The sequence below is a fragment of the Granulicatella sp. 572.rep1_STHE genome, from assembly GCF_001073445.1.
GTDB lineage: Bacteria > Bacillota > Bacilli > Lactobacillales > Aerococcaceae > Granulicatella > Granulicatella adiacens.
This window is the reverse complement of sequence record NZ_JVBO01000029.1, coordinates 1-24,808: the sequence shown is the minus strand read 5'-3', so window position 1 is coordinate 24,808 and position 24,808 is coordinate 1. Positions and strand designations below refer to the sequence as shown.

Below are 24,808 nucleotides of genomic sequence, written 5' to 3'. Positions count from 1 at the left end.
TTCTCTTCTTAATTTTCGTCAATAAACATTTTAAAGAAGTTCTTCACTTTTGCTCCAAACCCTTGTTCTTCACCACTTGCTTCTTGTTCAACATCTTGTGGTTGTTGAACTGGAGCTGTTGGTTGAACTTGTACAGGTGCACTTTTTGGAGTGCTTTGTACTGGACGTTGTTCTACACCAGGTTTCCCTTTTTGTGCGATACGGTGAACATCATCTAAGCTTGCAGCATATTGAATTAACCCCATACTAGTTGCATAAATAGGATTTCTCATTCCCATTTGCTCAGGAATATAAGTTTTCACTTGTACTCCAAAAATTTCTTGTGCTAACTCTTGAACTCCTGCAAGTGAAGAAGCTCCACCCGTTAACACGATTCCTCCTGGAAGTTTTAATGCTTCCACTTGGTCTAGAGCACGTTTTACCGTTTCAAAAGTTTGAACGACACGAGCTTCAATAATTTCTGATAAGTAATGTTCATCTACTTTTATTGGATCTTTCTTTCCAATCGTTTCAACTGGGAAAAATTCATCTGCACTCGTTTCTGATGAGATTGCATATCCATATTCACGTTTAATGCGTTCAGCATTTTCAAAGCTTGCATTCAAGATGATTGAGATGTCTTTTGATACGAAATCTCCACCCTCTTGATCCACAAATGAAAATTTCAACTGATTGTCATGCATAACAGAAGCACTAGTTTGTCCACCACCCATGTCAATTAAAATTGTTCCAAATTCTCTTTCACCTGGAGTTAATGCTACTTGACTAATCGCTAATGGTTGAATCACCATTTCTTCAATATTTAATCCGGCTTTGTCAATACAACGTTTAATATTATGAACAATCGTCTTAGGTCCTGTAATCATGCTCGCAAATAATTCTAAGCGAACGCCAATCATTCCACGAGGATCTTTAATCCCGTCAAATCCATCCACGATGAACTCTTCTGGAATAACAGAAATAATTTCGCGTTCAGGTGCAACTGAACGAACTTTTGCAGCGGAAATCACATTATATACATCCACATCTGTAATTTCTCTATTTTCACTTGATACAGCAATCATTCCATGACAAGGTTCGATTGAAATTTGATTACTTGGAATTCCAACGATAACGTCCTTGATTTGAATATTTGATTTTTGTTCTGCTTGTCGTACTGCTTTTCGAATGGATTCAACTGTTTCATCAATATCTACGATGACTCCACGGCTCAATCCTTCTGATTTTTCATTGCCGACTCCAATAATATTTAATTGTCCTCTGACATACTCAGCTACTACAACTTTTATTGAAGTGGTTCCAATATCTAAACTCACATAAATTCCCTGATTTTTCACGTTTATTGAAACCTCCTATACGATTATTCATAATTCATTTTTTAATGTTAATTTTGTTAGTGATACTCCTTATATTTTAACACAATTACGTTCACTACAAAAAACATATGAGCGAGTTTTAAGACTTTTTTATCGAATCGTTGTATCCGGTGTAAAGTATATTCCCACTTCCATATCAACGGTTCCCTTTTTACCATTCAACTGTTTTGCAATTGATGGATAATACACTAATTTATCCCCAATATCCTTCAAATTTCCGATGACTCGATTTCCATCTTTCATCTTCAAATAAATTTTTTGGTGATTTTTAATATCGTTTGGATATTGAATTTCTTTTATCTCTCGAATAATACTACTAGAAACTTTTTCTAATTGTTTCGCTAGAGTTTTATATTGAGTTTCTTCAGTAAAATCTACTAATTCTGGATATTCTTCTGTAGAAAGAGTTGCTTCCACTTCGATTGTTTGACCATCAGCAAGAAGTTCAAATGTTTTCTCTTCCGTTTTAAAATAACCAATAGCAGGATTTTCTTCAATATTCAAACGTATTTTATTCCATGCTACTAATTCAATAGAAGCATCTTTAATTTTTGGACTGGCAGCTTTTAAAAGTGTTGCGGTACGTGTACGATTGGCTAAAATCGTCCAAATACTTTGCCCTTTGACAATTCCATCTTTCTCTTGAACTAGTTCAGCAGGAACTTGGCTTAATCCTACTACCTCAATCTCAGAAACTTTTGATAGTGGAGAAATAAAATAAATACTCCAAGCTAAACACACAATAAAAATTCCTTTTAACAGTGTTGCATTCGTAATTCCTTTTGATTCAGGCTTTTTCTTTTTAGGTTTGGGTTCTCTTTTTGGAGGTCGTACATCCTCTTTTGGAACTGTCTCTTCTACTCTAGAAGTAGGTGAGTTTTGCTGCGCTAACTCCCAAGGTGTTAATTCACGCGGAGGAGCTTTTTTTGGTGTCTTTCGATTAAACATATTCTCCTCCTTCTATCTTTATTTCACTAGAGAATGAATAATTGTTTCAAGTCTCGTTGAAGCATCGGTAATACCCAAAGCTTTGGAATTGCTGGCCATTTGTAGACGTTTTGGTTCATCTTCCATTATACGATCAATTTCTGCAACTAAACTTTGTCCATTTAAATCTTTCTCTAAAATCATAGTCGCTGCATCTTTTTCTACTAATGACATTGCATTGGCTTCTTGGTGATTTTCAGTCACATACGGACTTGGAATTAAAACGCTTGGTAATCCTAGAGCTGTTAATTCAATCAATGTTGTTGCTCCACTACGACAAACTACTAAATCTGTGTTTTGGAACATTTGCACCATATTATTAATATATGGTAAAACTGTGACATTTTGCAATGGTTTTTTCAAACTTGTAATATGATTGTTGATTTTGTCATAATGCACTTGCCCGGTCACCATGACCACTTGATAATCTTTTGCTTCTAATTCCTCTAAAGCTTCTAAGAATGATTCGTTCATTCGTAATGAGCCTCGGCTTCCCCCAAAGATTAATACAATCGGTTTTTCTTTTTTGATTCCAAGTAAATCTAGATAAGCATCATCACGAACAGCATTTGCTAGCTCTTGTCCACGAGGATTTCCTGTCATGACAACTTTATCTTCGTATTTTGCAAAATCTTTACGAACCGCATCGAAGCAAATTGCAATCTTAGACACTTTTCTTGCTAAGAATTTATTGGTGATTCCTGCTAAACTGTTTTGCTCATGAATAATCGTTGGAATTCCCATGTTTGCTGCTGCGTATAATACTGGCGCGCATACATATCCTCCAGTACCAATTACAATATCTGGTTTGAACTCTTTTACGATTTCTTTTGCTTTAAAATAGCTTGTACAGAAATACCATAATGTCTTAAAGTTTTCTAACGATAATGAACGAACGATTCCTTGAATCTTAATCGTTTTAAAATCATATCCCGCTTTTGGAACGATGGTACTTTCTAATCCGCGTTCAGTCCCTACATAAAGAAACTCTGTTGAAGGGTCCTGTTCTTTCAAATAATTCATTAAGGAAAGTGCTGGATAAATATGTCCACCCGTTCCTCCTCCTGAAACTAATACTCTCATCTTTTTTCTCCTATATATTACAGTTTCTCTACTGCTTCAATGAAACAATCACCGCGAACTTCAAAGTTAGCGAATTGATCCCAACTTGCGCATGCAGGTGAAAGCAATACAATTTCTCCCTCACGACTAGCTGCATACGCTTTTGGCACAGCTTCTTCTAATGTTTCTACTACAGTTACTGGAATCGATAATTTTTCAGCAGTCGCTTTCAACTTCTCTTTTGTTTCTCCGTAAACGACCATTTCACGGACATTTCCAAGTGATGATTCTAATTCTTCAAAACCATTCCCACGATCTAGTCCACCAGCAATCAATACAACAGATTGATTTGTAAAACTTCTTAAGGCTGTTTGTGTCGCAATGATATTTGTTGCTTTTGAATCGTTGTAGAATTTACGACCTTCAATGGTTTTCACATATTGTGTACGGTGTTTTACTCCATGGAATGAACGAACTGCTTTTTCGATTCCTTCATTGGTTGCTCCTTGTAATTTGCAAATCGCGACTGCGGCCAACACGTTTTCCACATTTTGAACGCCAGGTACTTGAATGGCTTCAATTGGCATTACGGCTTCCCCATTAAAGTAAATCGAAGTTTCATCCGTATAAGCGCCGTGTTCCAAGACCGATTTGCGGCTGAAAGGTACTAAGGTTGCTTTTGTATGGCCTTTAATAAACTCATATAATTCTGGGAAATCCGCATTGTAAACAAGGAAATCCTCTTCTGTTTGATTTTTAGTGATTTGTAATTTCGCTTTTACATACTCTTCGCGAGATCCATGATAGTCCAAATGCGCACTAAAGATATTCACGATACACGCTACTTTAGGTCGAAACGCTTCAATTCCCATTAATTGAAAACTTGATAATTCAGTGACATAAATATCTGTTTCTTTTGAATCTTCTGCCAGTTGCGATAAAGGGACTCCGATATTTCCGCAAGCAAAAGTTCTTCTTTCAGGGAAGGATTCATGTAGCATTAAGTTTGTTAATGTAGTTGTCGTGGTTTTTCCATTAGAACCTGTAATCCCAAGAACGGTTCCTTCCATGACACGTTGTGCAATTTCAATTTCAGTATAAACTGGTAACCCTTTATCAACAGCTTTGGCTACTAAAGGATTTGAATAAGGAATCCCTGGGTTTTTAACAACGAAATCCACGTCTCCATCAAGTAACTCTAGTGGATGCCCCCCAGAAACCACTTTAACCCCTTCAGCAACTAACCCTTGTGCGTCAACACTTTCTTCAAGTGGTGTTCGGTCGTTCACCGTCACATCTGCTCCTAAATGGTATAGCAATTTCGCTACATTCACTCCACTTTTAGCAAGTCCAATGACTAGTACTTTTTTATTTTCAAATGCATGTGTATTCCGCACAATGATTCCTCCAATTTTCTCTTTTTAATATGTATATGGAGAAAGGCTGGACAAAAATGGCCAGCTCTCCGTTAAAATATGTTAATTCTCTTAGAAAATAATTGCAACAATTAGCCCCGCAACGAAACCGACAGCACTAAAGACTGAAACGATTTTCACTTCTTTCCATCCACTCATTTCAAAATGGTGATGAATAGGACTCATTTTAAAAATTCGTTTTCCTGTTAGTTTAAATGACCCTACTTGCAGGATAACGCTAAGAGTTTCAAAAACGAAAATGATTCCAACAAGAAGTAAGGTCCATTCTTTATGAAGCATAATGGAAATAATTGCAAGTCCTGCTCCAAGAGCTAATGAACCGACATCACCCATGAATACTTTCGCCGGTTTCCAGTTGAATAATAAGAAGCCTGCTAATCCCCCTACTACACAGAAACAAAATACAGCAATTGAATTTTGACCTGCATGAGTTGCGATAATTCCGTAAGTTGCATATGCAATAATATTTGTTGAAGTGGCTAATCCATCTAAACCATCTGTTAAATTCACTGCATTTGAAAAACCTGCAATCCAAATAATTGTGAATAACGCAAAAACAATAATACTATTTACTTCTCCAAACAACGGAAGGTAAATAAGAGGTTGGTTTCCACTTAAAAGATACAGTGCCACAAAAATTGCAGCTCCCAATAATTGAAGAGCAAATTTTTCGTGACTCTTTAATCCTTCATTTTGTTTCTTAAACACTTTAATATAATCGTCAAGAAATCCGATAGAACCAAAGAAAGCAAAGCCGATAACTCCACTTAATAAAACAAAATTGAAATGACCAAAAACTGCCCCCATAATTAAACTAGATAAACTAATCATACAAAGAAAAACTAGTCCACCCATCGTTGGTGTTCCGCTTTTAGCTTTATGCCAAGATGGCCCTTCATCTAAAGTCGTTTGTCCTAACTGTTTCATTTTCATAAATTGAATAAAATGTGGTTCGGCAATTACCGTTGCTAGAAACGATAACCCGACTGCTAAAATGATTTCAATCATAATACTCTCCTTTTTCTACCCTAGTTCTTGTACCCTAATTTTTCAAGCGCTTGAACCACCGTCTCAACTTCATTGTAAGGAATATATTCTTCGCCAATCACTTGGTAAGGTTCAACACCTTTACCCGCAAATAACAAGATATCTCCTTCTTGTGCGAGTTCTAGGGCTCGTTCTATTGCTTGTTTTCTATCATCTACACATTCATATGGAGTATTTTCGTTTTTTCTACCTGATACGATTTCAGAGTAAATTTTTTCTAAAGACTCTTGTCTTGGATTGTCTGCCGTTAAAATCACATAATCCGATTTTTCAAAAGCAATCTCTCCAAGTTCTGGCCTCATACTTGAATCCCGATTTCCTCCACTATGTCCCATAATTGTGATTACACGATTTATTTTTACTTCTTCGAGCGTTGACAACACATTTTCTAACCCATCTGGGGTGTGAGCGAAGTCAATAATGACTTGGAATGGCTGGCCTTTTTGGATTAATTGCATTCGTCCACCTACACCAGGGAACTTGGCAATTTTTTCAATCGCCTTTCGTAAAGGAATTCCATTAACCATCGCTACTCCGAACGCCGCCAACACATTGTAAACATTAAATAATCCAATCATTGGAATCATTACTGGAAGTTTTTCACCATTCACGGTTACTACAAAAGTTGTCATCGCTCCATTGCTCTCAATTTCAGTAGCTCGAATATCTGCTTCTTCAGTAAAGCCATAGGAAATAATTTCCGCTGATGTAGAATATGCAAATTGCTCAAAATATTCCTGGTCACGATTTAGGATAGCTACCCGTGGCTTCTCGTTTTTAGAATGATTTCCTAATTGTGAGAATAGTAAGCTCTTAGCATGCGCATAATTTTCCATTGTTTTATGCAAATCTAAATGTTCATGCGTAAGGTTTGTAAACACTGCCACATTATAGTCAATCCCCCACACACGCCCCAATTGAAGAGCATGAGAAGAAACTTCCATAATACAGGTATCTCCACCAATTTCCTTAACCTTTTGCAATGTTTCATGCACGGTTAATATTTCTGGTGTTGTATTTCTTGTTTCAATACGTTCCTCACCAATTTTACGATACATCGTTCCAATCAATGCAGTTGGCTTTCCTAATTCTTCTAATAAATAGTCTACCATATGGGTTACAGTCGTTTTTCCATTTGTTCCTGTAACCCCAATCATATTTAAATTCTCTGAAGGATAACCATAGAAATGATTCGCAAAAAGCGTCATTACTCGAGTCACATCTTTTACATAAATCACAGGGGAATCCCCAACTTGTTCTTTAATCGGTTTGGAAGCAACAAATACATTAGCTCCTAACTCCTTTGCCTTCCCCGCAAAAAGATGACCGTCTACTGTTACACCTTCGATACAGAAAAACATTGTATTGGGCACAACTTTACGCGAATCTTGAGCTAATTTATCTACAACGATATTATCTAAAGAGCCTTCCACTCGTTTAATGACTAATAAATCCGCTAGTTCTTTCGCAAACATGTTCTTCCTCCTTCTTTTACTCAGAGAGTCTTGAATATTCTAAACTTCTCTTCATTAATGGATTGAAAATTTCTTTAAGAATTGTATTTACAGTTACAGCCACCCGAGGTTGTTTAACTGTAACATATAAAATATATTTTGGATCATTATAAGGAGCAAATCCAACTACAGAAAAAATATAGTTATTTCCATTTGAATAGTATTTACCTGTCTCTGGATTAATAAATTCAGCAGTCCCTGTCTTAGCTGCTATTTCTTCTCCGTCAATATTAAATTCATAAGCCGTCCCATTTTTCATTCGAGTTGCTTGATATAAATATTCGAGTGTTTTTTTAGCCGCCTCTGGTGAAATGACTTTTCCTAATGAGTTTACTGGATTTGGTGTTTCTTTATCAGTATTAGGGTCTGTAAAATGATCCACTAAACGTAATTTTTGCATTTGTCCACCATTAGCAATCGCAGTAAAAGCTTGCATCATTTGATACACCGTAACCGTAATCCCTTGTCCAAAACCAGTAGATAATTGTTGTAAGTAGGAATTAAATGGATTTGAACCAGATATTTCATTTGCAAATCCTGAATTAGTAGATTTACTAAATCCAAATGCTTCTAAATATTGTTTCCATTTTTCGACACCTATCTTTTGAATAACATGAACAAAGGCAACGTTACTAGAATGGGCTAAACCTTCTAAATAAGTGATATTTCCCCACCCTACTTTATTATAATCCCTAACTAAGTCCGTATAAATCTTTACACTTCCTGATTGATATCTTTCATTTGGATCAAAGACTCCTTCATTAATTGCTGCAGCTAAAGCTAAAACTTTCATGGTTGATCCAGGCTCATAAGCTTGGTCTGTTAGAAGGTTGTTCCACTGAACATCAATTCCCTCTTTCGTCGTAGAGTTATAAGTTGGGCGTTGTGTAGCCGCTACAATATTTCCACTTTTTGGATCCACTAGCATTGCAGTCATCTGAACAGGTTGATACTGCTTATCTGCCGCGCTGACTAAAGATTCTAGGTAAGTTTGAAGTCTCTTATCCAATGTTAAAGTAATATCTTTTCCGTCTTTTGGTTGTTTCGTTACTTTCTCAGTATCTGAAATCACATAGCCATTCCCATCAACCGTATATTCTACTTCTCCTGCCGTTCCGGTTAGTTGTTCATTATAAAGGCCTTCTAATCCAGTCTTTCCAACTAAAGAAATAGTCGTCTTGTGGTCAACTGTTTCCTCAACAGAATCCGTATATCCGATTAAATGAGAAGCAAAAATCCCATTTGGATAATATCTTGCTGGACTCTCTGAAAACTTAATTCCGGGAAGCTTCTCCGCTTCAATCTTATCTTTCACTTGAACCGAAAGATTTTTTCCAGCATTTCCAAATTCGACTTGAGAAACATCCTTCTGACTTAAAATCTTTACAATCTCCTCTTTAGAAAGAGAAATATGTTTCGACAACGCCTCGGCTGTTTTATTAATATCCGTTACATAATCTGGGGTTTCTGCATTTTTACTCCATTGATCGGTCAAGACTGCATAAATAGAATAATTCGTTGCATCTACCGCAATAGGACTTCCACTGGCATCATAGATGGTTCCACGTTTAGCCGCTAAAGTCCTTTTTTGATGAATTTTATCATTAATTTCTGCTCGTAAATCTACATTATGAATATTCCCTAAAACCATAATTCTAAAGAAACGTACAGAAAAAATGAGAAATAAGACACTAGCGAGTCCCAATAAAATAAAGCTCGCTCGACGCCTATTTCTCGCAATGTTATTGTTATTCGTTTTTTTCATCGTCCAACATTCCTAACATTATCTTCATTCATCTTCAAGCCTTGTTCATTTGCGATACGATTGACACGGTCGTATTGAGACAATTCTTGTGTTGATTGAAGTAAAGTATTATTTTCACGTTGAATAAGTGTTGTTTGTGATTCAATGTCCTGTAATTGTCTATTTTTATTAGCAACAATCATGCTAGCGACAATTGTCATTGTTGCTAAGAACGCTAAAACCACTCCTGAAAGAATTAAAACTTGCATTAAGTTTGCTTTTTGTTTTTCTTCAGGAATTGAAGTAACCTCTTGCCCCTTACGAACTAGAGGCGTTTGCTTAGGTACGCTCACATTCAACGTGTCTACATATTTTTCTGCTAATGCCACTAGTAATCCCTTCTTTCTAAATTATCCTTTAATTTTCTCAATGACTCTTAACTTCGCACTTTGCGAACGAGAGTTTTCTGTTATTTCTTCTAAACTTGGTAAAATTGGTTTTTTATTCACCAATTGAAACGGAGCTTTTTCTTCTTCCGTAGGTAAGATTGGTAAATTTTTTGGCGTTTTTTCGACTGTACTTTGTTGTTTAAACATCGTTTTCACGATTCGGTCTTCCAATGAGTGGAAAGAGATAACGCTAATTCTTCCGCCAACTGAAACTACTTCGAAGGCTTGCTCCAAGGAATCTTCTATCGCTGCTAATTCATCATTCACGGCAATACGAATCGCTTGGAAAATTCTTTTTGCAGGATGTCCACCTTTTCTTCTTGCAGCAGCTGGAATACTATCGCGAATGATATCCACTAATTCTCCAGTTGTCTCAATTCTGTGTTGAGCACGAATACGTTCAATGTTACGAGCAATTTGTTTCGAGAACTTTTCTTCTCCATAACGATAGAAGATACGAACTAATTCATCATAGCTCCATTCATTTACAATCTCTTCTGCCGTTAACGGAGCACTTTGGTCCATTCGCATATCGAGCTTTGCATTTTGATGATAACTAAATCCTCTTTCAATCTGATCAAGTTGTGGTGAAGACACTCCTAAATCGTATAAAATTCCGTCTACTTTAGTAACACCTAGTTTCCCAAGTTCTTTCTGTAATTGACGGAAGTTCGCGTGAATAAAAGTTACTTTTCCTTCAGAAACTTCTTTAGCAAGACGAGCCTTTGCATGTTGAATGGCTTGCATATCCTGATCAAAGCAATAAAGATGCCCTGTTGTTAATTGGCTAAGTAAGTATTGACTATGTCCCGCACCACCCAGTGTACAGTCTACGTAGATTCCGTCTGGCTTAATGGATAATGCATCTACCGTTTCATGTAGCAATACAGTGATATGTTTAAACATGGTCCCTTCCCTTTCTAAAAGCCAAAATCAATCATATTTTCGGCCAATTCTTCAAAATTCTCTTCTGTTTCAGCAATATATTCTTGCCAACGTTCTTCATTCCAAATCTCAATACGATCATTGTTTCCGATAACACGGCAATTCTTTTCTAATCCCGCATACGCACGTAACGTTTGTGAGATATTCACACGACCTTGCTTGTCAAATTCTACTTCAATCGCTGCAGAGTTCATAAAGCGCGTAAAGGCACGTGCATCTTTTTTAGACTGTGGTAAGTCTCTTAATTTATTTTGGATGAGCTCCCATTGTTCCAGAGGATAACCGTATAAACAGCCATCAAGTCCACGTGTCACGATAAAGGTGAACCCTAAATCTTCACGAAATTTAGCAGGCACGATCATACGTCCTTTTGCATCAATTGTATGTTGATATTCACCGATTAACATGCAGACTCCTCCATTCCAATAATATAGTAACCATAGTTTACCACAATCCACCACTTTTCACCACTTTTTTACTAAAAAAGTTTAAAAAAAGTTTTTTCTCCCCATATAGGATGTTTTAATGCACAAAAAAGCTCTTTACACTTTCCGCGTAAAGAGCTTAGAACTATTGATTTTATGCAATTATTTAAAGAATCTTCCCACTTGTACTAATAAGACAAGCAATCCAAAAAATAAAAACGAAATGGAAAATAATTGGTGGAGGAAAGGTCTAAGAACTAGTTTCCCTCTTTTTAATTTGAAATATAATAATGCTAACCCAATAAGAGCAAAACCTAATGTAGCATAACTAAACCAAGAATAACCATAGGCATTTACACTAGTGGTATGTAATACCAACAACAGCATTGGTGTCATAATTTCACGAATAGTTATGAAGCGAGTCTCATTATAGAAGATTCGATTTCCAAAAACGACCGTGAAACCCACGAAACTTATAATAAATACTAACCATAGTACGACTTCAAAAAATAACATTGACTCACCTCCATCACTATTAGTTTACAATAGATTTCTTAAAACTCATAGTATTTTTAAATTTATCAAAAATGATACAGATAATTTTTGATAAATCTTGCTTCTTAACTATAAAAAGAAAAAACCTTAGACAACTGTCTAAGGTTTTGTAACGTTTATGATTATGCTTCTTTAGAAACAACTTCTTTTCCGTCGTATGAACCACACTCAGGACAAACGTGATGGCTCTTTCTTAATGTTCCACATGATGGGCATGCGCTCAATCCTGGAACTTCTAATTTGAAGTGAGTACGACGTTTTGCTTTTCTCGCTTTTGATGTTTTACGTTTTGGTACTGCCATTTTTGTACACCTCCTAATCAATCTTCTTTACATAATGCTTTTTACTTCTCAGTCTCATCCTTTTCGAAGAAAGACTGTAAAGACGCTAGCCTTGGATCAACCGATTGTTCTTTTTGTTGTTTGCGTCGCTCTTCAAGAGCTTCTTGCGTCACAACCTCCCAATCATTTCCTGAAGGCATTTTATCTTCACTCAATTCCTCTTGCGATAAGACTTGTAAAGGAATTGAAAGTAAAATATGATCTTCCACAGCGGGTTCAAGGTCAACCCAATCACCATCAAGAGGCATCACAATTTCTGTTAGCTCTTTCTCATCAACCGAGAGATGGGACGGAATGTATCTTTCCACAATATCTATGTGGAGTGGAACTACCACTGGCTCTAAAGACCTGGATGAAGGAAGTGTGATATCAACATCGCAAGTAAATTGCGCTACAACTGATTGGCTTTGATAAACAAGAAATCCTTTGATGTATGCTGGTGAAACAGCAAGAATGGAATCATCTCGTTGTTTTAAAGCCTCTTCCACATTAATTTCTGTATCAAAGTAAGTTGGAGTCCCTTGAGAATCCTGAAGTTGTTTAACTGATATTTTCACAATTTTCACCCCTAAAGCAACATACTGAATTATACTAGTTTATTGAAAGTTTGTCAAAGCTTTTTACTTTACAAGCTTGAAAATACAGAGATTAAAATCCTATCTCCTTATTCACTTGAATCGGCTTAAAGACCGTAGCAGAAATTTGCTTGGATGGATTCCAAAAATCATACAATAAATCCCAACTTTCTTGTCGTTCATCTTTATAGGCTGCGTAATTAGTTATTAAATTGAACGACTCTACTTCTCTCATATTCTTCAACCACTTTTGGCCCTTTAATGTAAACCCCAGAACTTTACCTTGATGAATCGGTGTATTCCAATAGTCTTCCATTTCTATTTTGGTTATTCCAAGTAAAACATAAACAAGGAGTCGTTGCAACCTTGCCCAGCTCCACCGTTTGTTTTTGAGATGTTGGAGACACTCCTCAATAGTCGAAGTTGTTCGAACAGCTTCCTTCAAGCGATTCTCGATTCCTTCTTCCATTTGATAAATGGCACGTAGTTCTTCGTCAGTACTTCTTAAGACGATACTCTTCAAGAGTGGCCAATAAGAACTCCAATCGTTTTTGTACTCTTCTTTATCGAAACATACATAGGATAGTTGTTCAACCAACACTTTCTCCTGGCGATTCTCTTTCAGAGCTTTTCGTAAGGCTGTTCCACTAGCAAAAGTTGCCTCTTCTAACGTATCATCCAAATGTCCGCTTCCTACTCGTGTAATAGGAACCAGCTGCATTGGAATTTCTGCCTCAAAATTATAAACAGCATATGCTAATCCTAACTGTTGGTTTGGAGACTGCAACGCTTGGGCTAATGCACTCTTTTTTCCAAACTCTTTCACAGCAAGTTGTGTTAATTGGCTTGCAAACGTTAGTGAACGATTCTGTTCGACAAAACTGCTGATTTCTTTTTCAACAGCATTTCGCTGAGATACCGCCTCTTCAAAAAACGCCTTATCCCCATTTTCACATCCAAATGCTAAATAGTGACAACCTACTTTTTGTAAGATTTCAACTGCGCCCTTTGCAAAACGATCTGTTGACTGACAGCTCACTGCAGTTGGCATCTCAATCACGACGTCTGCTCCATTTTGTAGCGCGACTCTTGCGCGACTCCATTTTTGTTCGATCGCAGGTTCACCACGTTGCACCCAATTACCGCTCATCACGACAACAATAACATCCGCACTCGTTTTTTTCCGTGCCTGTTCTAACAGATAAGCATGGCCTTGATGAAATGGATTAAATTCTGCGATTACTCCACATATCTTCATACGCAAGCCTCATTTCACCGCTTGGAAGAACCAACGCGGACTCGTTTCTTGGACTTCGCTTCTTCCAAAGTCAGCCGTCACCTTAATATCGGTAAAACCGACCGTCTCTAGTGCGGCTTCAACCATTTCAATTGGGAAAGTTTGTTCTTCATGCACTTCTTGAAAATGCTCATATAGGTTGCCATCTTCTTGTTTAATATACATATCAATGACATGTTCTACACTGCCGGGCTCGTCTAATTCATAGCTTTGCCAGAGAAATGCAAAATCATCTTCCACAAAATGATATTGGTATCCAGGGAAATTTTCTTGCATTTGATACAGTGAATGAACATCGAAGAGGAAAATTCCACCCTCTTCTAAATGGTCGTACACCGCTTCAAATACCGAAACGACATCTTCAAAATCTGTTAAATAACAGAGTGAATCTGAAAACAGCGTTACTGCATCGGTTGTCGGTACATCTTCCAATACTCGCATATCCGCTTGAAGCCATCTGATAGGTCTACCTTGTGCTTTCTTTTTAGCAATCTCTAACATATTCTTGGATAAATCAACGCCAATAACTTCGAATCCTTTATCGTCAAGTCGCATGGATACTTCACCAGTCCCACAAGCAAGTTCCATCACTTTACAAACGGGTCTTTTGGCACTATGCGAAAAAGAACGAACCGCATAGTCCGTCCATTCATCGTAGAGTTGTTGATCCATCACTTGGTCATATACATGAGCAAATTTTTGATAGTTCATTAGTTTTCACTCACAATATTCACGATTGGTGCATCGCTCCATAATTTTTCTAAATTATAGAATTCGCGATCTGCATAATAGAACACATGGACAATGACATCATTTAAGTCCATTAAAATCCATTTGCCACCATCTTTACCTTCGATACTTCTTACTTCGAAGCCTTCTTTTTCAACCGCTTCTTCAACCGCATCGACAATCGCTTGTACTTGTTTTTCGTTTTTACCGTGTGTAATTACAAAGTACTCTGCAACAGGTGTAAGACTGGCTACATCTAGTGCAACCACTTCTTGTGCTAACTTGTCTTCACAAGCATCTAAGACAACTTGTAATAATTTTTTACTGGTATGTTCCATTCTATTCTCCTTTTCTTTGTTTCAAATAATGATTATAAACTTCTATTGTTTTTGAAAAAATAGGCACTTCTTTTTCCAATAAAAATTCCAATGTGTGCTTCAATAAATAAAAGACCGCATCATCGATATTTTTTTCTGCAATTTCACGAGCAGTATCGACCCCTGGATAATCTCTTCCATCTTCGATTGCGTCTGCCACAAAGAGACACTTAGAAAGAAGACTCATTTGCAGTCCTCCAATTGTGTGCTCACGAATGGCATCTAACAGATTTTGGTCTTTTATCTCACAAAGGTTAGCAATCAAATAGGCACCAATTGGTCCATGCAAGATTTCTGTACCTTCATGGTGAAATATTTCAGGAAGACCGATTTCTTTGGCAAGAGCTTGCTGCTCTTCAACTGGGATTTCTTTTGCATAATCATGCGCTAATCCCACAAAAGAAGCAGCCTTCTCATCGACGCCGTAAAGCTTTGCTAATTCCAATATTTTTCGTTCGACACGCAGGCAGTGTTGATATCTCTTGTCGCTCATATTTGACTGAACATGAGACAACAACTCTTCTCTTGTCATTGTTGTATAAGGTTCAAAGCTCTTTACTTCGCTCATTCTAAATACAACCCCTTTTCTGCAATGTAGGCTTCCACTAATTCTGGCACCAAATATTTAATGCTTTGTTGGAATAGAACATTTTTGCGGATTTGTGTCGAACTAATATCCATCTTCGGTGCGGTAATCCATAGGACTGGATATGGCGTTTCTTTTTCATAACCCGGACGTTCAACTCCGACAAATTGGACCTCATGAACTAATTCATCCACACGGTGCCACGTTGGTAAGTAATCTACCATGTCTCCACCGATGATAAAGTAATATTCCGTATTCGGATTTTGTCTCTTTAAGAGTTGAATCGTGTCATACGTATAACTCTTCTCATTACGCTCGAGTTCAATCGTCTCGATATCAAAATAAATATTATCTTGAATCGCCAAACGTGTCATCTCGACACGGGTACTCGCATCAATGGTCTTTTTCTCATCCACATGTGGCGGAATATGACTTGGTAAAAAGTAAACCTTGTCTAAGCCCAATTGCACACGCGCTTGTTCAGCCATAATTAAATGTGCAATATGTGGCGGATTGAAACTACCTCCGATAAGCCCTACGCGTTCTACCGGCATTTCTTCACCGAATTTTTCAGTTTTGTTTAATGTCTCAGAAAAAATATTGAGTTCAGCAACCATCGTCTATCGACCTCTTTTTTTGAATTCTGCAAATCGTACTGAAAGATCTCTATGTTTAGGATTTCGAGCTTCTTTATATAACACAATCGTATGGCCAATCACTTGAATGATGGTACTCCCTGTCGCTTCTGCAATTGTTTCGGCAGCTTCTTGGGGCTCCTCTAATGTGTTTTGCAATAAAGTCACTTTAATCAATTCGCGTTTCTCAACAGCGTTTTGAATTTGATGAATCATCTCTTCGCTAAGTCCGCCTTTCCCGATTTGGAAAATTGGCTTCAACGAATGTGCTTCTTTTTTGAAGAACTGTCTTTCTTTCCCTTTTAATTCCATGAAAGCTCTCCTTTCTCTAAATAATAGATTGACGTTGAATCACGTCGACTTCTTTAGGGCTCCATACAGATACTGTACCTGGTTTTTGAATCGTTACCCAGCCAAGACCTGCAATCACTAAATCCGTTTTCTCTTTAATCGTAAATGTCTTCTTCACTAGTTTTGGATACAACTTCATATTGTCCCCTGTTGGCGGCGTTAGAAGTGTTCCTGCATGTTTTGCATAAAACTCAGTCGCCTTCTCCAACTTCGTGCGATGTAAGTCAATTGTTTGCGGTGTGTAGAAGGTAAATGAATTCCGTTCTCCTTGTTCGTAATCGACACGAATCAACCCACCGATAAAAATTGTTTGCTCGCTATTTAATTGGAATGTCTTTGGTTGTAACTCTTTTTGCGGTAATACTTTCTTCATTTCTTTTTCCGCTAAGTAGTGAGTAATTTGATGACGGTGAATAATCCCCGGTGTATCCACTAATGAAGAATGTTCATCAAATGGAATATCAATTTGTCCAAGCGTTGTTCCTGGATATTGAGATGTTGTAATCACTTCGCCTGTTTCACCAATACTTTGAATCAACTTATTAATGAGTGTTGATTTTCCTACGTTTGTGACCCCTACGACATATGCATCTTTCCCTTTTCGGTACTCGTTAATCTTCTCAAGTAACTCATCAATTTGAATCCGTTTATGACCACTCACAAGAAGTGTATCGACCGGTTTAATACCGTACTCTTTTGCATGACGTTCAATCCATGCTTTAAGGCGATTACGGTTGACTGATTTTGGATATAAATCTACTTTGTTGGCTACAAATAAAATTGGGTTATCCCCCACGAAACGTTTTAAGCCTGAAATCATACTTCCATATAAATCAAATAAGTCAACCACAAATACGACAAGCGCATCTTCATCGGCGATACTACTTAACATCTTCAAGAAATCATCGTCTGTTAAAGATGCCGGTTGCAACTCATTATAATTACGAAGTCTAAAACAACGTTGGCAATAGAGAGGGCCTTCACTTTCCAGCATTTTATTTAATGCACTTTGCGGTGTGTAGCCCGTTCCTTTTGGGTCTTCCGTTTGGATTGTTGCTCCACATCCAATACATACATACTGTTCCATGATTAATCCTCCTCCCATTTCTTATGATAAGACACGCCTTGTGTCACTACAAAAATTCCTTTTTCAAAGAAACGATTGATTTTTGTTTTCCAAGCATCGCTCTCTTTTCTAGGTTTTACGATAATGGTTCTAACTCCAAATGTATTCGCCCCTAGAATATCTGTCAATAATTGGTCGCCAACCATGACTGTTTTTGATTTATCAAACTCCAGTAATTGTTGTGCCGCTTTGAACCCCTTGTGCAATGGTTTCAAGCCAGGATACACATATGGGACATCCAACTTTTCAGCAGCATCTTTGATACGATGTTCATTATTATTCGATACAAGAACAATCTTGATGCCTGCTTCCTTTAATGAACGTACCCAGGCAAGTAAGTTTTCATCAATTTCTTTTTCATCCCAGCCAATTAGCGTATTATCTAAATCCGTTAAGACAACTTCAATTCCATTCTCTTGTAAGAAAGTAACGGTAATCTCTTGAAAGGTCTTTTTAAACCACGTTGGTTTGAATAGTGCCATAGTTCTCCTTCTACTTTACGTAAACGCCCTGCGCATCAATTTCAAGCACACGAATCGCGCAATCCTTTAGCGTTGTTTCTAAATACTTTTCTAATGTTTGTACAAAACGATCTACATCTTTTTTATGAACGAATGTCATCACCGTTGGACCTGCTCCACTTAAGTAAGTCCCGCATGTCTCAAGTCCTTCATTTTTGGTAATCGTACGAACCTCTTCCATCCAAGGAACAAGCGTTGAACGATATGTTTCATGGAATAAATCTTTTTCAACAATTGATGAAATGACTTTCCAATCTTCCACCATTAATCCAGCTACTAAGACATTACTACGGCTACTTGCTTCGACCGCTTCGCCGTATGCAAGCGAACTTGGCAGTACGCCACGGCTCTTCTTCGTTGATAATTGAACGTTTGGAATGACAGCGACCATTGCAATCGGTGCTTCTACATTCTTGTGAACCGTCAACACTTCTTGCGTGTGAGTATCATAAGTAGCGACAACGACGCCTCCTAAGATTGCCGGGGCGACATTGTCAGGATGTCCTTCAAAAAGGGTTGCCCATTTGACTTTTTCGTCGTTGGTTAACTGTAAGTTGCCTAATACATTGGCTAATTCGATTCCGGCAACAATCGCGCTCGAACTACTTCCAAGTCCTCTTGTTAAAGGAATCTCACTTTCGCATACGAGTTTATGCGGTGCTAATGTTGGGCAAACTTTTAAAGCAGTCTCAATAATTAAGTTTTCTTCATTTGTCGGAATCTCTTCTCCAAACGGATGCGAAATCACCCATTCGCTAGAAGGTTCTCCTACGTGAAGTGTTAAATATAAATTCACTGCAATCCCAAGTGAATCGAATCCTAGTCCGATATTGGCTGTAGTTGCTGGAACTTTAATTGTTAATGCCATTATGCTTCCTCCAAGATTGGATAAATAGCGACTTCATTTAGATGAGCAAAGGCTTCTTTCACTTTAGCTAACTCACTAGCTGTTAAAGCTGTATAGCTAACTCCGAATTCACCTTGGCTGTTTGATACAATTTCTCCATTAAACGGAGCTTCTTCCAAGTTTCCTTTTCCATATACGAAATAAGAACTTGTCGCCGCTTCAGGACTGAATTCCACAAGTGGGCTTTCTACACGGCCAAAAGTTTCCACCGCACTACCGTTACCTTTGCGACGAAGTACTTCAACGACGTCTGCTAAGACACTTGTTGCTGTTGGAAGTGAGCCTGCTCCTTTTCCGTAGAATAAAACTTCATCCACTGCATTTCCTGTTACAGAAATCGCATTGTTTTCATAATGAACTTGGGCTAGTAAATGATTTGCTGGTACAAAAGTTGGTGCGACTTCAAGCGAAACTTTTTCGCCATCGCTAAGAGCTTTTGCTAGAAGTTTGATTGCATACCCATTCTCAGAAGCCATCTTCATATGAGAAGTTGTGACTCCAGAAATTCCTGTTTTAGCTACTTCATCAAAAGTGACGTTCACGCCAAATGCTAAACGAGTTAAAATCATTAATTTATATGCTGCATCATGCCCTTCCACGTCGCTTGTTGGATCCGCTTCAGCAAAGCCTTTTTCTTGAGCAATCTTCAGTGCTGCTTCGTAGCTGAGCCCTTCTTTTTCCATTGAGCTTAAAATAAAGTTTGTTGTCCCATTAACGATACCAACGATGGATTTCACTTCATTTGTTTCAAAATGTTGCACCATCGGACGAAGAGCTGGAATTCCACCGCCAACACTTGCTTCATAATACAAGTACACATCTTCTAACTTAGCAAGTGTTGTCAATTCAACTCCATGAACAGCAATTAGATTTTTATTGGCTGTTACAACTGATTTTTTCGCTAATAAGCAGGCTTTCACATAATCATATGCGGTTGTGATTCCGCCCATCACTTCAACTACTAATTCGATTTCTGGGTCCTTAGTGATATCGTTAATATTGTTTGTAAATACAACATCTGTTTGTTGCATCAACTCTGGTTCACGAACTAAAGCCGTCTTAATCTCGATTTCTTCTGGAAGCACTCTCTGTAATTTTGCTACATTTGTTTTCAAAATATTATAAACACCGCTACCAACAGTGCCAAATCCTAATAACGCAATTTTCATTTGTTCATCCTTACCTTTTATATTGAAAAGCCACAGCACAGACACTCTGCGCCGTGGCTTTACTCACAGTTAATTTTTAATCTTGTAACATTTCAAAGATTTCAATTGTCACTAAATCAATATCATCAAATTGGAATGTTTGATTTGTTTCTACGTCTTCTAATTCAAAACTATTTGCTTCATGATTAAAAGTAACGATAGCTTTCTCAACGCCATCCTTTTCAAAACGACGCACCTCAATCTCAGAATCTTGTGCTGCCATTGTTTGCAGACGTTGAACAATTGCCACCAATTGTGAAGGTTTCATATAATTACTACCCCTTTCAAACTTTCTTCCATTATTCTACCATAAAACCCATCTTTGATAGTAAGAATAACCATTCTTTTAAGAGAATTTTATTCAGTTGGTAAATTCCAATATAATTTGATTAAAGCTTGGGTACCATCATCTGCAAAACCATCGTCACAGAGCGTTTCGTATAGTTTCTTCGCTTGTAAAGTTGCTGGTAAAAATAGACGCATTCTCTCTGCTTCATCAAGTGCAATTCCTAAATCTTTAAGGAAATGTTTTGCAAAGAATCCTGGAGAATAATCTTCTTTTAAAATGCGAGGTCCATAATTTGAGAGTGACCAGTTGGCCGCACTTCCTGCACCAACTGTTTGTAATACCTTATCCAAATCAAGGCCAGAAGCTTTTGCATAAACGAGCATCTCTGTTAAACCTGTCATCGTTCCTGCAATCATAATTTGATTAGCCATTTTTGTATGTTGCCCAGCACCTGCAGTTCCTTGCAACGTAATCGTCTTAGAGAAGCAATCCAATACTGGATATACTTTTTCTAATGTTTCCTCTGTCCCACCAACCATTGTAGAAAGAGTTCCGTTTTTTGCACCAAGATCTCCACCTGAAACAGGTGCGTCTAGAGCCTCCCACGAACGACTAGTAGCTTCTTCTGCGATGCGTTTAGCAAGAGTTGGGGTACTTGTTGTAAGATCTACTACAACAAGATGTTCTTTCGTAGACTTGAAGATTCCTTGTTCACCGAAGTACACTTCTTCTACATCTTTTGGATAGCCTACAATTGTTAAAACCACATCCGATTGATTAGCAACTCCAGTAGGTGTATCCGCCCAAATCGCTCCTTCTTCAAGAAGGTCTAATGCTCTTTCTTTTGTACGGTTATACACTACAACATTATATTTTTTTAGCAAATGGCGAATCATGGATTTCCCCATCACGCCAGTGCCCACAAAGCCTACTGTATTAATTTTCATTTTCTTCATCCTTTAACTCACTTGTTGATAAACGTAAAAATTTCATCAGATTCATAATGTTATGCGAATGTTCTTGATTCCATTGATAGCCGTTAATCGCAGCTTCGTAGAAATCTACAATTCTTTCTCCAAATGTTTCAGAAGAAATTTCCGATAATAATTGGTCTTGTAATACTGATACTTCCGCTTCGTTTCCTAGTTGATTTTCAATATAACCTAAGACACAGTTGGCAATATCTGCGTCTGTTTCAAATAACATTCCTAAAGCATCTGCTGTAATCAGGCCGCTTAAGTAATCATTCTTCTTAGCGATTACCGGAACGCGGTTAACAAGTGCCTCTAGGTAGGTTAATCCTTGACTTTCTGATTCAGAAGCATTCACGTAAAGATCTGCCATTTGATAATACTTATAGACCATTTCATTTTTGATTTCGCCCACAAATTGAACAAAATCGTTCATGCCAAGTTCTGCCACTTGCGCTTCGAGCTTCTCTCTTTCAGGTCCGCCACCAGCAATACATAAGCGTACATTTGGCTTACTTGCTACGATAGCTGGTAACGCAGCAATCACTGCAGCGATATTCTTCTCTTGAGACAAACGACTGAGTGATAGTAATACCACTTCATCATCCGAATACCCTAGCTCACTTCTTAAAGTTTTCGCTATATCTGGTTCTTGCGGAGGAACAACGACTCCAGTTGGAATCACTCGAACTTCCTGAAGCACTCCATATTCAAGTAGCTTATCTTTTGTCATTTGACTAGGAGCAACTACTCCACTTGTTTGATTACAAAACGCTTTAGAGATATACGCCACATGACTTGGACGTAGCACTTTGCCTTTTGCAATGTAGTGTAAATATTTTTCATACATTGTATGGTACGTATGAATCGTTGGAATCTTCAACATAGCAGCAATTAGTTTGCCTGCTAATCCAAGGCTAAATTCAGTTTGTGTATGAATGATATCCAATTCATTTTCTTTCGCAATTCGATAAGCCTTCCCCAGCCCTTGAATCGCAACTCGACGATCCTTGAACGCAAAAAAAGGAACACTACCTAATCGTACAATATTTTCTTCTGGCTCAGTCACTTTTGGATCAGTAGTTGTAAAAATAATGACCTTATGTCCTTGTCTTTCTAAATCTTCTTTTAGTACTCGAATTGAAGTAGCAACCCCACTCAATTGTGGAAAGTACGTATCTGTAAATATACCGACTCGCATACTTACCTCCTTAAATTTGAAATATAAATATTTCTACTATCTCTTCTATTATAAACGATACAAACAATAGTGTCACTAATAGCTTATAAATTAACCATTTTAAGCACAAGAAAATGTCAATATTTCATCGCAGTTTCCATTTCTTGGTATAATATTCAACATAAAACAAACTTTTAATAAAGAAGGTTCACATTATGGATTCAATCACGTTCTATTTACTTTTTCCTAGCTTATTTATGATTCACGAAATGGAAGAGATTCTTCTTATGCCCTCATTTATGTCCTCTCTGGTTGATAATTCGAAATTTAAAAATTTCAAGGAACTCTATTCTCCTTTTAAGTTTAACCTAATCGTCTTCGAGGAATTTCTAATTCTTTTAGCTTTTCTAGCCTATAGTTTTTATGTGGGTGATTTTACAATTTATCAAACAATCATCATCGCATATAACTATCACATTGTAATCCATGTATTTCAAAGTCTTTATCTAAAAAGATATGTACCTGGTCTTTTGAGTGGAATCGTAACAGGATTATGTTGTTCAATATGGATTCATCAACTAGTACAAAGCTCTTTATACCTATACTTTTCTTCTATCCTCACACTACTCATTATTCTTCTCAATCTAGCCCTCTGTTTTAAATTACTAAATGCCTTTTATAAAAAATAGTACAGTCTAAAAAGCCCAACGATACTTTTTCATTGGGCTTTCGTGTTTCGTAAATCAAAAAATTCTAATAAAATTATTTTCTATAAATAATGGTTAGATTCATCATCATATGAAGAAGAATAGAATTTAGAACTGAACCAGATTGTTCCCTTAAAAGGAAAAGTAAACTCGACATACATAGAAAATAAATGATGCTCTTAAAGTCAAAAGCAAAAAGGAAAAAGATAAAGATCATCGTTCCCAGTATATAAGAAACCAAAACATAATCAGAATTATAAGCAATTTCTCTACAAATCACTTCTTCAATAATAGGTGATAGAAGAATCGCTGAAACTTTTGTATGTAAAGGATAATGACTATTATCCTTTTTAGTAAATAAAAAGATAAATAAAATAGTACACGGCCCGAAAAAGAAAAGAGATACAAAGTTTACTGATAAAGACAATTCATTCAAAATATGTGCATATATTAGTAGCACTATGAAAATAATTGTTTTAAAAAGATTTCTTATAATCTTTAAAAGTTCTAATGAAGTCTTCTTTCTTTTCAAAACAGAATATAGCACTTGCGAGAAAAAAGGATTATAAAATAAAGAAGTAACGAAATAAATGTATAGTATGTTGTTTCGAACATAGAACTGGTAAACTGCCCTTCTCAAAATTAGAATATCTGATTCAATAGTAAAACAAAGCAGACTTCACATCAACTTATGCCACTATACAAAATGAATTTAAATGGTTATACTCATCATTAAAACAAAAAAAGACAAGGTTTTAAAAACCTTGTCTTTACACATATACCGGCGGCCGGGGTCGAACCGGCACGCCCTCGCGGGCACTGGATTTTGAGTCCAGCGCGTCTGCCAATTCCGCCACGCCGGCATATCAGGAAGGCGGTAACCGGATTTGAACCGGTGATGAAGGTTTTGCAGACCTCTGCCTTACCACTTGGCTATACCGCCATCAAACTATAAAAAAACTGGGGTAGCTGGATTCGAACCAACGAATGACGGAGTCAAAGTCCGTTGCCTTACCGCTTGGCTATACCCCAAGATAGGCGACCGAGGGGAATCGAACCCCCGAATGTCGGTGCCACAAACCGATGCGTTAACCACTTCGCCACGGTCGCCATAATATTAAAGTAACAGGGGTAGCAGGAATCGAACCCACACTAACGGTTTTGGAGACCGCTGTTCTACCTTTAAACTATACCCCTAAATAGTTTGAAATTCAACTCCAAAAAATGGAGGGGGGCAGATTCGAACTGCCGAACCCGAAGGAGCGGATTTACAGTCCGCCGCGTTTAGCCACTTCGCTACCCCTCCATATGGCTCGGGACAGAATCGAACTGCCGACACCTTGAGCTTCAATCAAGTGCTCTACCAACTGAGCTACCGAGCCTAGCGAATATTATATTCATCTAACGGTCCCGACGGGAATCGAACCCGCGATCTCCTGCGTGACAGGCAGGCATGTTAACCCCTACA

General features: G+C 37.5%; 28 protein-coding genes and 7 tRNA genes. 1 reads left to right on the top strand and 34 read right to left on the bottom strand.

All coding sequences use genetic code 11. From position 1 onward, the window contains the following. Positions 1 to 8: 8 nt before the first annotated feature. The 26 genes from ftsA to ADH99_RS06485 all read right to left on the bottom strand — a co-directional run bounded on the left by ftsA (position 9) and on the right by ADH99_RS06485 (position 22,654). Complete coding sequence (ftsA, locus tag ADH99_RS06610) at positions 9 to 1,337, bottom strand: cell division protein FtsA (RefSeq protein ID WP_005605973.1); 1,329 nt, start codon at positions 1,335 to 1,337, stop codon at positions 9 to 11. Between the two features lie 129 nt (positions 1,338 to 1,466). Next, entirely contained in the window at positions 1,467 to 2,324 is an 858-nt protein-coding gene (locus ADH99_RS06605; protein ID WP_005605974.1) for a cell division protein FtsQ/DivIB, read from the bottom strand. A gap of 18 nt (positions 2,325 to 2,342) precedes the next feature. Then, positions 2,343 to 3,446, bottom strand: coding sequence for an undecaprenyldiphospho-muramoylpentapeptide beta-N-acetylglucosaminyltransferase (murG, locus tag ADH99_RS06600; protein WP_005605976.1), 1,104 nt, complete (start codon positions 3,444 to 3,446; stop codon positions 2,343 to 2,345). Positions 3,447 to 3,463: 17 nt separating this feature from the next. Beyond that, positions 3,464 to 4,822: a UDP-N-acetylmuramoyl-L-alanine--D-glutamate ligase gene (murD, locus tag ADH99_RS06595; RefSeq protein ID WP_005605978.1), complete on the bottom strand. Its 1,359-nt coding sequence runs from the start codon at positions 4,820 to 4,822 to the stop codon at positions 3,464 to 3,466. Positions 4,823 to 4,912: 90 nt separating this feature from the next. After that, positions 4,913 to 5,869, bottom strand: coding sequence for a phospho-N-acetylmuramoyl-pentapeptide-transferase (mraY, locus tag ADH99_RS06590; protein ID WP_049555036.1), 957 nt, complete (start codon positions 5,867 to 5,869; stop codon positions 4,913 to 4,915). Between the two features lie 20 nt (positions 5,870 to 5,889). After that, complete coding sequence (locus ADH99_RS06585; protein WP_049555037.1) at positions 5,890 to 7,383, bottom strand: UDP-N-acetylmuramoyl-L-alanyl-D-glutamate--2,6-diaminopimelate ligase; 1,494 nt, start codon at positions 7,381 to 7,383, stop codon at positions 5,890 to 5,892. A 16-nt stretch (positions 7,384 to 7,399) separates the two neighbouring features. Beyond that, positions 7,400 to 9,187 (bottom strand): peptidoglycan D,D-transpeptidase FtsI family protein, encoded by a 1,788-nt coding sequence (locus ADH99_RS06580; protein WP_049555038.1) that lies wholly within the window; start codon positions 9,185 to 9,187, stop codon positions 7,400 to 7,402. Beyond that, on the bottom strand, positions 9,184 to 9,555 hold the full coding sequence (gene ftsL / locus ADH99_RS06575; RefSeq protein ID WP_005605986.1) for a cell division protein FtsL: 372 nt from the start codon (positions 9,553 to 9,555) through the stop codon (positions 9,184 to 9,186). Before ftsL ends, ADH99_RS06580 begins: the two co-directional genes overlap by 4 nt. A 21-nt stretch (positions 9,556 to 9,576) precedes the next feature. Then, positions 9,577 to 10,521 (bottom strand): 16S rRNA (cytosine(1402)-N(4))-methyltransferase RsmH, encoded by a 945-nt coding sequence (gene rsmH / locus ADH99_RS06570; protein ID WP_049555039.1) that lies wholly within the window; start codon positions 10,519 to 10,521, stop codon positions 9,577 to 9,579. A 14-nt stretch (positions 10,522 to 10,535) separates the two neighbouring features. Then, complete coding sequence (mraZ, locus tag ADH99_RS06565; RefSeq protein WP_039848828.1) at positions 10,536 to 10,967, bottom strand: division/cell wall cluster transcriptional repressor MraZ; 432 nt, start codon at positions 10,965 to 10,967, stop codon at positions 10,536 to 10,538. A gap of 180 nt (positions 10,968 to 11,147) precedes the next feature. Next, complete coding sequence (locus ADH99_RS06560) at positions 11,148 to 11,501, bottom strand: hypothetical protein (protein ID WP_049555040.1); 354 nt, start codon at positions 11,499 to 11,501, stop codon at positions 11,148 to 11,150. A gap of 161 nt (positions 11,502 to 11,662) precedes the next feature. Next, a complete protein-coding gene (gene rpmF / locus ADH99_RS06555; RefSeq protein ID WP_049555041.1) occupies positions 11,663 to 11,842 on the bottom strand; it encodes a 50S ribosomal protein L32 in 180 nt (59 codons plus the stop codon). A gap of 41 nt (positions 11,843 to 11,883) precedes the next feature. Then, a complete protein-coding gene (locus ADH99_RS06550; protein WP_039848829.1) occupies positions 11,884 to 12,438 on the bottom strand; it encodes a YceD family protein in 555 nt (184 codons plus the stop codon). A 91-nt stretch (positions 12,439 to 12,529) separates the two neighbouring features. After that, a complete protein-coding gene (locus ADH99_RS06545; protein WP_049555042.1) occupies positions 12,530 to 13,714 on the bottom strand; it encodes a nucleotidyltransferase in 1,185 nt (394 codons plus the stop codon). Between the two features lie 9 nt (positions 13,715 to 13,723). Beyond that, on the bottom strand, positions 13,724 to 14,464 hold the full coding sequence (locus ADH99_RS06540; protein WP_049555043.1) for a class I SAM-dependent DNA methyltransferase: 741 nt from the start codon (positions 14,462 to 14,464) through the stop codon (positions 13,724 to 13,726). Then, positions 14,464 to 14,820, bottom strand: coding sequence for a ribosome silencing factor (rsfS, locus tag ADH99_RS06535; RefSeq protein ID WP_005605994.1), 357 nt, complete (start codon positions 14,818 to 14,820; stop codon positions 14,464 to 14,466). Before rsfS ends, ADH99_RS06540 begins: the two co-directional genes overlap by 1 nt. Before the next feature lies 1 nt (position 14,821). Continuing rightward, positions 14,822 to 15,427, bottom strand: coding sequence for a bis(5'-nucleosyl)-tetraphosphatase (symmetrical) YqeK (gene yqeK / locus ADH99_RS06530; protein WP_049555044.1), 606 nt, complete (start codon positions 15,425 to 15,427; stop codon positions 14,822 to 14,824). Continuing rightward, positions 15,424 to 16,062: a nicotinate-nucleotide adenylyltransferase gene (locus ADH99_RS06525; RefSeq protein WP_005605997.1), complete on the bottom strand. Its 639-nt coding sequence runs from the start codon at positions 16,060 to 16,062 to the stop codon at positions 15,424 to 15,426. The genes yqeK and ADH99_RS06525 overlap by 4 nt, the downstream gene beginning before the upstream one ends. Before the next feature lie 3 nt (positions 16,063 to 16,065). Next, positions 16,066 to 16,392, bottom strand: a complete 327-nt coding sequence (gene yhbY / locus ADH99_RS06520) for a ribosome assembly RNA-binding protein YhbY (RefSeq protein WP_005605998.1) — start codon at positions 16,390 to 16,392, stop codon at positions 16,066 to 16,068. A 16-nt stretch (positions 16,393 to 16,408) separates the two neighbouring features. After that, the gene (gene yqeH, locus ADH99_RS06515) at positions 16,409 to 17,518 is read right to left on the bottom strand and encodes a ribosome biogenesis GTPase YqeH (protein ID WP_371327441.1); all 1,110 of its coding nucleotides are present in this window, start codon (positions 17,516 to 17,518) and stop codon (positions 16,409 to 16,411) included. A gap of 2 nt (positions 17,519 to 17,520) precedes the next feature. After that, positions 17,521 to 18,039: a YqeG family HAD IIIA-type phosphatase gene (locus tag ADH99_RS06510; protein WP_049555045.1), complete on the bottom strand. Its 519-nt coding sequence runs from the start codon at positions 18,037 to 18,039 to the stop codon at positions 17,521 to 17,523. A gap of 10 nt (positions 18,040 to 18,049) precedes the next feature. Continuing rightward, positions 18,050 to 18,946 carry a homoserine kinase gene (gene thrB, locus ADH99_RS06505; protein ID WP_049555046.1) on the bottom strand — a complete coding sequence of 299 codons (897 nt, stop codon included), beginning with the start codon at positions 18,944 to 18,946 and terminating at the stop codon, positions 18,050 to 18,052. Further along, complete coding sequence (locus tag ADH99_RS06500) at positions 18,946 to 20,154, bottom strand: homoserine dehydrogenase (RefSeq protein WP_049555047.1); 1,209 nt, start codon at positions 20,152 to 20,154, stop codon at positions 18,946 to 18,948. The genes thrB and ADH99_RS06500 overlap by 1 nt, the downstream gene beginning before the upstream one ends. Positions 20,155 to 20,230: 76 nt before the next feature. After that, positions 20,231 to 20,461 carry a YkuJ family protein gene (locus tag ADH99_RS06495; RefSeq protein WP_005606007.1) on the bottom strand — a complete coding sequence of 77 codons (231 nt, stop codon included), beginning with the start codon at positions 20,459 to 20,461 and terminating at the stop codon, positions 20,231 to 20,233. 89 nt (positions 20,462 to 20,550) lie between these two features. Next, positions 20,551 to 21,438, bottom strand: a complete 888-nt coding sequence (locus tag ADH99_RS06490; RefSeq protein WP_152903687.1) for an NAD(P)-dependent oxidoreductase — start codon at positions 21,436 to 21,438, stop codon at positions 20,551 to 20,553. Beyond that, on the bottom strand, positions 21,419 to 22,654 hold the full coding sequence (locus ADH99_RS06485) for a glycosyltransferase family 4 protein (RefSeq protein WP_049555049.1): 1,236 nt from the start codon (positions 22,652 to 22,654) through the stop codon (positions 21,419 to 21,421). Before ADH99_RS06485 ends, ADH99_RS06490 begins: the two co-directional genes overlap by 20 nt. A gap of 194 nt (positions 22,655 to 22,848) precedes the next feature. Between ADH99_RS06485 and ADH99_RS06480 the strand changes: the two genes are divergently transcribed. Then, entirely contained in the window at positions 22,849 to 23,322 is a 474-nt protein-coding gene (locus ADH99_RS06480; RefSeq protein ID WP_049555050.1) for an HXXEE domain-containing protein, read from the top strand. Between the two features lie 73 nt (positions 23,323 to 23,395). On the opposite strand, the gene ADH99_RS10730 is transcribed toward ADH99_RS06480, so the two are convergent. From ADH99_RS10730 to ADH99_RS06445, 8 genes are all read right to left on the bottom strand, one after another. Continuing rightward, entirely contained in the window at positions 23,396 to 23,800 is a 405-nt protein-coding gene (locus ADH99_RS10730; RefSeq protein WP_414651680.1) for a type II CAAX prenyl endopeptidase Rce1 family protein, read from the bottom strand. A gap of 319 nt (positions 23,801 to 24,119) precedes the next feature. Then, positions 24,120 to 24,203: transfer RNA gene (locus ADH99_RS06475), tRNA-Leu, on the bottom strand. Positions 24,204 to 24,212: 9 nt separating this feature from the next. Then, positions 24,213 to 24,283 (bottom strand) — tRNA-Cys (locus tag ADH99_RS06470). 17 nt (positions 24,284 to 24,300) lie between these two features. Next, positions 24,301 to 24,372: transfer RNA gene (locus ADH99_RS06465), tRNA-Gln, on the bottom strand. Between the two features lie 5 nt (positions 24,373 to 24,377). Continuing rightward, a tRNA-His gene (locus ADH99_RS06460) sits at positions 24,378 to 24,450 on the bottom strand. A gap of 16 nt (positions 24,451 to 24,466) precedes the next feature. Continuing rightward, positions 24,467 to 24,537: transfer RNA gene (locus ADH99_RS06455), tRNA-Trp, on the bottom strand. A gap of 28 nt (positions 24,538 to 24,565) precedes the next feature. Then, positions 24,566 to 24,646, bottom strand: a tRNA-Tyr gene (locus tag ADH99_RS06450). A 3-nt stretch (positions 24,647 to 24,649) separates the two neighbouring features. Beyond that, positions 24,650 to 24,722, bottom strand: a tRNA-Phe gene (locus tag ADH99_RS06445). Between the last annotated feature and the right edge of the window lie 86 nt (positions 24,723 to 24,808).

Coding starts and splice junctions, on each gene's coding strand:
- ADH99_RS06605 (WP_005605974.1), bottom strand. CDS start 2,324: ATGTTTAATCGAAAGACACCAAAAAAAGCTCCTCCGCGTGAATTAACA.
- murG (WP_005605976.1), bottom strand. CDS start 3,446: ATGAGAGTATTAGTTTCAGGAGGAGGAACGGGTGGACATATTTATCCA.
- mraY (WP_049555036.1), bottom strand. CDS start 5,869: ATGATTGAAATCATTTTAGCAGTCGGGTTATCGTTTCTAGCAACGGTA.
- ADH99_RS06585 (WP_049555037.1), bottom strand. CDS start 7,383: ATGTTTGCGAAAGAACTAGCGGATTTATTAGTCATTAAACGAGTGGAA.
- ADH99_RS06580 (WP_049555038.1), bottom strand. CDS start 9,187: ATGAAAAAAACGAATAACAATAACATTGCGAGAAATAGGCGTCGAGCG.
- rsmH (WP_049555039.1), bottom strand. CDS start 10,521: ATGTTTAAACATATCACTGTATTGCTACATGAAACGGTAGATGCATTA.
- mraZ (WP_039848828.1), bottom strand. CDS start 10,967: ATGTTAATCGGTGAATATCAACATACAATTGATGCAAAAGGACGTATG.
- ADH99_RS06560 (WP_049555040.1), bottom strand. CDS start 11,501: ATGTTATTTTTTGAAGTCGTACTATGGTTAGTATTTATTATAAGTTTC.
- rpmF (WP_049555041.1), bottom strand. CDS start 11,842: ATGGCAGTACCAAAACGTAAAACATCAAAAGCGAGAAAAGCAAAACGT.
- ADH99_RS06545 (WP_049555042.1), bottom strand. CDS start 13,714: ATGAAGATATGTGGAGTAATCGCAGAATTTAATCCATTTCATCAAGGC.
- ADH99_RS06540 (WP_049555043.1), bottom strand. CDS start 14,464: ATGAACTATCAAAAATTTGCTCATGTATATGACCAAGTGATGGATCAA.
- rsfS (WP_005605994.1), bottom strand. CDS start 14,820: ATGGAACATACCAGTAAAAAATTATTACAAGTTGTCTTAGATGCTTGT.
- yqeK (WP_049555044.1), bottom strand. CDS start 15,427: ATGAGCGAAGTAAAGAGCTTTGAACCTTATACAACAATGACAAGAGAA.
- ADH99_RS06525 (WP_005605997.1), bottom strand. CDS start 16,062: ATGGTTGCTGAACTCAATATTTTTTCTGAGACATTAAACAAAACTGAA.
- yhbY (WP_005605998.1), bottom strand. CDS start 16,392: ATGGAATTAAAAGGGAAAGAAAGACAGTTCTTCAAAAAAGAAGCACAT.
- yqeH (WP_371327441.1), bottom strand. CDS start 17,518: ATGGAACAGTATGTATGTATTGGATGTGGAGCAACAATCCAAACGGAA.
- ADH99_RS06510 (WP_049555045.1), bottom strand. CDS start 18,039: ATGGCACTATTCAAACCAACGTGGTTTAAAAAGACCTTTCAAGAGATT.
- thrB (WP_049555046.1), bottom strand. CDS start 18,946: ATGGCATTAACAATTAAAGTTCCAGCAACTACAGCCAATATCGGACTA.
- ADH99_RS06500 (WP_049555047.1), bottom strand. CDS start 20,154: ATGAAAATTGCGTTATTAGGATTTGGCACTGTTGGTAGCGGTGTTTAT.
- ADH99_RS06495 (WP_005606007.1), bottom strand. CDS start 20,461: ATGAAACCTTCACAATTGGTGGCAATTGTTCAACGTCTGCAAACAATG.
- ADH99_RS06490 (WP_152903687.1), bottom strand. CDS start 21,438: ATGAAGAAAATGAAAATTAATACAGTAGGCTTTGTGGGCACTGGCGTG.
- ADH99_RS06485 (WP_049555049.1), bottom strand. CDS start 22,654: ATGCGAGTCGGTATATTTACAGATACGTACTTTCCACAATTGAGTGGG.
- ADH99_RS06480 (WP_049555050.1), top strand. CDS start 22,849: ATGGATTCAATCACGTTCTATTTACTTTTTCCTAGCTTATTTATGATT.